This window comes from Streptomyces sp. NRRL B-24085 (genome assembly GCF_001282115.1).
GTDB lineage: Bacteria > Actinomycetota > Actinomycetes > Streptomycetales > Streptomycetaceae > Streptomyces.
The window spans coordinates 1-4,509 of record NZ_LJBR01000278.1; the positions used below are offsets into that span (position 1 = coordinate 1).

Below are 4,509 nucleotides of genomic sequence, written 5' to 3' on the forward strand. Positions count from 1 at the left end.
ATCAACCGGCCCAGGCCGGGGCGATCCGGGCAAACGCCGGGGCCCTGGATCGAGGCACTCCTCTAGCACCTCGTCGGTCGAGGCCCCGGCCGGTGCGTCCTGTCGGGTGACAAGGAGTTCGTCGATGGTCTCCAAAACCTCAGCTTCAGAGAGGGCGCTCTCCGTCACTCCCCAGGAGAGCAGGGGGAGTTCGCGGTCTTCCAGCCGGTTGAGAAGCGCATTGGCGAACCCTTGGTTGATAAGCTGTGTCACGCGCCCTTCCTTGTCAGTGCGACTTGGCCATCCATTGCGAATTCACGCAAGAGGGCAATTTCCTGGTCCGTGATGTCGAATAGAGTTGGAGCCGGGCGACGGTCGAGTCGTTCAAGAAGCGCGAGGAGTTCCGCTGGCGGCTCCTTCGCATCACGCAGTGATTCTGCGAGTGCTTCGCATTTGGTCACGAATAGGGTGATGTCCCCGGCGGTAACGGCCTTGGCTGACGCGGTACGTTCAAGATCAGTACGTCGCGATCGAGCCAATACTTGCTCCTGCGGAGGCAGCATCGGAATCCGTGCCAGAGGAAGCGAAGCCAACTGGCGACCTGACCACTCGGTCCATGCTGCGAGGTTCTCTTCTCGGATGGCGTCGGCTGCCGCCTGGACCTTCCGCCTGGCCGTGTTGAAAGCCTGATCGCCAGGCCACCCGTTCTGAGCCCTCCGCGCGAACGCCTCAAGCCCGTCGCTGGCCGCCAAGAGGCCGGGGCCCGTTGTTGCGCCCTGGTTCTTCAAGGCGAGTGCCACTGTGACTTCCTTCCGGAGATCCGCTAGGCGTGCACTCAGTTCGTTGATACGCGACGAAACCCGGGCTGCCTCCTTCGCGCCCGCCTCGCCCTCAGCCAACTGCCGGGCTCGATCCTGCAGTTGCAGCGCCATCTCATACACAGGTCTCTGTGTCACTCGGCGTCTCCTTCCAGCGTGGCGGAGGCTTCGGCTGACCTCGATGCATCAGAGGCCAATCGTGCTACCTCATTCCATTCACTGAGCACGGTCTGCATAGCGAGAGAGACGCTGTCGACTGCACTGCTGCCCGTTCGCGCGTCAGCCCTCCTGAGTGCAGCTTCCAGCCACGATTCGCTCTCGGAGAGCAAGAAATGGATGTCCTGGATGGCTGTTCCACGGTCCTGCGCTGCAGCAGCAATGCGAGCGGCCTGTCGAACTCGGTCAGTCCGGTTTTCATCCGATGCTCGGGCGAGGTCGTCTTCCAGTTCGGACACCGCGGTCCATTCGACCTGCTTGCCCCGCTCAAGGAGCGACTCGAAGCGGAGTGTTTGGTCCGTTCCGAGTGGCATCAGCCCGCCGACCTCCTGGGCCGTGGTGAGGGCGCCCTCGATCGCGGTGAGCGTGTGTGCGCTGTTGGTGCCGCGAGGGTGCCGCTGCCGGATCTCCGCCAACTGGTTCTCAAGCAGGTTCAGTTGCTCGTCCACCAGGACAGACAGTGCGGAGAAGCCGGTGACCGCCTTCTGCACCCACGATGGGACCTGTGTCCTGTCGAGCGTCCATTCCCACTGAGATGTCGTCCGCTTGAGTAGCGGCAACATGCGGGCAGCGTCAATCATCCGCACGGCCCCGGTCACGCCCTGCGCGACACCTACGGCTTCCCTGAGCCGCTCAACGAGAACAGGACGCGCCTCCAGGTGACGCTTCAAGATGTCGTTCCACTGCTTTGTCCTCAACGCAACGTCCGCCCGCTCCCATCCCTGACCTTCGTCCAGGACAGCGGTGAGTAGCGCGGCGGCTTCCATCCCCGGGTACGCCTGGCCGGCGAGCATCGCGCCGAGTAGAGAAGCACGTAGGCCAAGTACCAACTGCTCGTCGGAGATCTCCAGGTGACGTTGAACGCGTGACGTGAGGGCTGGCGCGTACTGGTCGGCGTAGGTTGCGAGACGCCGTATGTCCTGGCTTCTGACCTGTCCCTTGCCCGACTCGGCGCACAGCAGGCTTTCGAAGAAGTAGCTGTCCTTGGCTGTGCGTCCGAAGCGGATGGGCGCGTCAGCAGCGCCGGCCAGGCGCTCGTCCGCCCCAGCTACTGAAACCACTGTTGCGTTATTGGGCCAAGCCCCTCCTACTCCTACCATCACTCGCTTGCCTTGCTCGTGCATCAGCGGTGATTCCCAGCGGTATCGCTGCAGCACGGCCGTCGCGATGATAGTGCGGACGTTAAGTGCGGTGGAATTGTCTAGGACTTCTTCGTCGGTAAGCCAAACATTGACCGTTTCCAGCTTCTTCTTGAGAGATCGAGGAATGTTGTCCGTGCCGGAAGCAGGCTCGGTTTCCCTATCGAGGGATTCGTCGAGATGCCTCTGCGTCGAAGGTGGACGTGCCCCTGTCGGGATCCGCCGCGATTGGCCGTCCAAGGGAGGCAGAGAGAATGCTTCCAGGATCGTGCCATCGATCGCATTGGCGTCCGCGGGAGCGTCTCCCCAAAACAAAAGAAGGGACTTTCGTCGCTCAGGGTCGACGCGATCGTTCTCGTCAATGAAGGCATGCGCCTCTCGGCTCAACACTTTATCGATGTCAGCCCTCGAGAACCGGCGTCGAAATTCAGAGTCTGGGAATTCACCTCGCCGGATGGATTCGGCGTGATCGATCAGCAACGGTCGTACGACACTGCCGAGAACGGTTCGAGGAACGAAAGACCATGGCTTCTTCGGGTCTGCGGTTGAGTGGACGGTTCTGACGAGAGCAGACGAGTTGAAGGGATACAGGCCGTACCCTTCTGGCGTGACACCGAAGGCGTCGTGACATCGTTCCTGGAGAGGACAACCTTCACACGCGTTGGGTGTTTCGCCGTCGCGAGCGCGCTCCAGCGCGTCCCGGCCTACGCGAGCTGCGTTGAGATAGCGTCCGACGAACGAAGAGATTTCCTGGCTTCCGGTGTCGGTCGCACTGAAGGGGACATCCAGGTTGTAGACGTACCCAGCGGTAGCCCGGATTCGGGTGAGCGCCGTCTCCGGAATCTGTTCCAGGTAGCCCGGCGTGACAGCCATGAGCGTGCGGATGGGGGCGAGCGACGTGCTTCCGTCCCGATTTGCTGCCTCGATCACAGCGTCCAAGAGATCTTGCTGGACTCCCTGAATGAGAGCAAAGTCCTCGATGAGGAGGATGATTTCCTTTCCGCGTCGCTGATACTCCTCGCGGACTTGCATCATCGCGTCCAAGAGACGCCCCGCGCCGAGGTTGGCCGCATTCTTAACCGCAGATTCCAAGTGCTTGTTGAGTAGGTCCACGGCGGTGGCCTGGAGGTCGTCTCGCGTGGCGATCTGGTTAAGCAGGCGAGCGACCATATCTGAAGCGGCGTTGTCGTAGTCGACATCCAGAGGCAAGTCTTCAAAAGTGAAGGTCTCAGGACGCTCGTCCTGCCCACTGCGGCGATCCCTGAGAAGCTGAGCCGCAAGCCGCGGAACAAATTTTCCTTCCGACAACATGTGCTGTCGAATGAACGGGTCGTGCAGCATCGCTGCCAGCCTCCCTGGGCCGGCAAGTACCCGTCCTGGTCCCGGGATATCCTTCGGCACTGTCGCGGATAGAAGCTCACTCAATTCATTGAGGATGCGACGGCCGAGCGACTCTTGATCGATGTCGGCAGTGAACCTGTCGACATCTTCCTTGAGTTGCGCTAGTTCACTGCTGTCCGCCTTGGCGATGAGAGCCTTGACCACGGCCTTGAGGCTGGTCATGGAGCGTTCGAGGTAGATGACCTCGTGGGTGTCCGAATCTGGAACGAACGTTGGGATATTCTCGCGCGCCCATCGGATTAGATGGGACTTACCGGATCCTGAGTCTCCCAGGACCAGCATGAGGAGGGCGCCTGAGTCGGACTTCTTGGTGAGGAAGTCGTTGACTACAGACCGTTCATTGATCAGATCGCCGATCGGCTGCACCTGCTTGTCCTCTGAGACCAAGGCACGCTTGATGCGCAAAGGTGCATGCGTGGCAAGGAAGACGGACCGGTGGGGGCTGATGGCCTCGGTGTTGATCGTTGCAGATGCGGTCGGCGGGTCCCAGCAGAGCATGCCGCGGAAGTCAGCCATTGATGGCCTCCAGGATGGTGATGGCACTGACCGGTCGCGCAGATGACCTGTCCGGGTCGTGAACCTGGAGCACGTGCTGTGCGTCATCGTCGTGCTCAAGGCGCAACCACTTCTCGTCTTCGCCACGCAGCAGCGCGAAGGAGAGAGCCGCGCCGGCCGTAGTGTCACCTGGAGAACGAAGTCCCACAGCCCGTGAGTGTGCGCCGCCCGGCAGCACGGGAAGCCTCTCACGAAGGATTCGCAGCACTTCTACAGCGTTCATCCTCACCTCGGTCTGCTGCAGTTCGGCCGCCGTTTGTCGGACCGCAGTCGTGCAATCGGGTACAAGTCTGTTTGCGCTTCCTTCGACTTGGAAGAGCGGGGGTGCGGCCAACCCCAAAGCGGGGGCCCAGTCAGGGCCCCGGCGTTTGCCCGGATCGCCCCGGCCTGGGCCGGTTGAT

General features: G+C 61.6%; 4 protein-coding genes. All 4 read right to left on the reverse strand.

The features are described 5' to 3' along the window. On the reverse strand, positions 1 to 252 hold a 252-nt coding region (locus AOJ26_RS44555; RefSeq protein WP_234358688.1), incomplete at its 3' end, for a hypothetical protein. Beyond that, complete coding sequence (locus tag AOJ26_RS43590) at positions 249 to 920, reverse strand: hypothetical protein (protein ID WP_143663545.1); 672 nt, start codon at positions 918 to 920, stop codon at positions 249 to 251. The genes AOJ26_RS43590 and AOJ26_RS44555, both read right to left, overlap by 4 nt. An 11-nt stretch (positions 921 to 931) precedes the next feature. Beyond that, positions 932 to 4,069 (reverse strand): protein DpdH, encoded by a 3,138-nt coding sequence (gene dpdH, locus AOJ26_RS27945; protein WP_063790329.1) that lies wholly within the window; start codon positions 4,067 to 4,069, stop codon positions 932 to 934. Then, complete coding sequence (locus AOJ26_RS43595; protein WP_143663544.1) at positions 4,062 to 4,331, reverse strand: hypothetical protein; 270 nt, start codon at positions 4,329 to 4,331, stop codon at positions 4,062 to 4,064. The genes dpdH and AOJ26_RS43595 overlap by 8 nt, the downstream gene beginning before the upstream one ends. Positions 4,332 to 4,509: the final 178 nt, after the last annotated feature.

Coding starts and splice junctions, on each gene's coding strand:
- dpdH (WP_063790329.1), bottom strand. CDS start 4,069: ATGGCTGACTTCCGCGGCATGCTCTGCTGGGACCCGCCGACCGCATCT.
- AOJ26_RS43595 (WP_143663544.1), bottom strand. CDS start 4,331: ATGAACGCTGTAGAAGTGCTGCGAATCCTTCGTGAGAGGCTTCCCGTG.